The sequence below is a fragment of the Streptoalloteichus hindustanus genome (assembly GCF_900129375.1).
Classification (GTDB): domain Bacteria; phylum Actinomycetota; class Actinomycetes; order Mycobacteriales; family Pseudonocardiaceae; genus Streptoalloteichus; species Streptoalloteichus hindustanus.
In genome coordinates this window covers 1-1,426 of record NZ_FQVN01000029.1, presented here as the reverse complement: position 1 = coordinate 1,426, position 1,426 = coordinate 1, and the positions used below count along the sequence as shown (strand labels likewise).

Here is a 1,426-nt window from a genome sequence, read left to right as displayed (position 1 = left end):
GAAGCCGAGGTCGCCGCGGAGAAGGCCCGGGCCGCGGCCAACGAGGCCCAGGCCGCGGCAGCACGCGCGAACGAGGCCGCCACCCGCGCCGAGCGGGAAGCCGCCGCCGTGCACGCCGAAGCCATCAGGGCCAAGGCCGCGGCCGAGGAGGCCACCGCCGCCGAAGCCCGCGCCGCCGAAAACGCCCGCAACGCGGTGAACCTCGCGCAGCAGGCCGCGGTGGAGTCCGCCAAGACCCTGGATTCCGCTCACCGCACGCAGGACGAGGCCAACGCTGCGGCGGTGGAAGCTTCGACGGCCGCCACCCAGGCCGGGATCGCCACCCGGGCGGCCGAGGCCGCGGTGCGGTCCGCCTCCGGGATCGCCGCCCCCGCTGACCAGGCGATCAACCTGGCCAGCCCGTTCGCCCAGTCCGACATCGACGCCGACTTCGTCGTGGCGGTGGCCAACCGCGCCAAGGACGTCGGCGACTCCCAGGTCCAGGCCGCCCAGAAGGCCGCGGCCGACGCCGCCGCCCAGGCGCAGAAGGCCGCCGAGTCAGCCAAGAACGCCTCGGGTGAAGTGGGACCGGCCTTCCAGGCCGCCGCCAACGCGGCGAACTCCGCGGCCGAGGCGGCCAAGTCCGCCGCTGCCGCACAGCGGTCCGCCGCCGAAGCGGCGATCGACGCCGCAGCCGCCCGCCAAGCCGCGGCGGAGGCGCAGGCCGTCGACGCCCAGGCCCAGGCGGACGCGAAGGCCGCCAGGGCCGCCGCTGACCAGGCAGCGGCCGATGCGGCGTTGGCGGGACGGTTCGCCGACCAGGCCGAGGCCGACGCCCGCGCTGCCCGCAGGGCCGCCGACGACGCCACGCGCGCGGCCAACGAGGCCAGCGCCGCAGCCGACCGCGCCGCACAGGACGCGGCCGCCGCGAAGCAGGCCGCCGACCAGGCCCAGCGGGACGCCGACGCGGCGCGCGCCAGCGCCGACCGGGCCGACGCCCACGCCAGGGACGCGAACCAGTCGGCCACCAACGCCGAGAACTACGCCAAGGACACCGAAGCCCGGCTCAAGAACGCCGAGGCCGACGCGAAGGAAATCCAGGCGCAGTTGGCCGACATCCAGGAGCAGCTCCGCCGGGAGGAGGAGGAACGGCAGCGCAAGGCGGTCGAGGAGGCCATCACCGATGAGAGCCAACTCCCCGAGCTGACCGCCGAGGAGGCGGAGGCGCTCCGGGCCGAGCGGGGTCAGGCCGGCGTCGACGAGTACAACCGCGCTCGCGCCCAGGCCAACAAGACCCTGATGTCGTTCATCTCCGAGCAGGGCGGAGACGTCCTCCTGGAGCTGATCGGCTACAACGACGCCAAGCGCTGCTTCACCCAGGGCGACTTCATCTCCTGCGTCATGACCGTCATCAACGCCCTGCCCATCCTCAAACTCGCCTCGGTCC

Annotated in this window: 1 pseudogene; it reads left to right on the top strand. The window is 74.8% G+C overall.

Annotated features, from left to right (window positions below):
• A pseudogene (locus tag BUE43_RS32465) lies at positions 1-1,426 on the top strand (hypothetical protein); the annotation flags it as partial.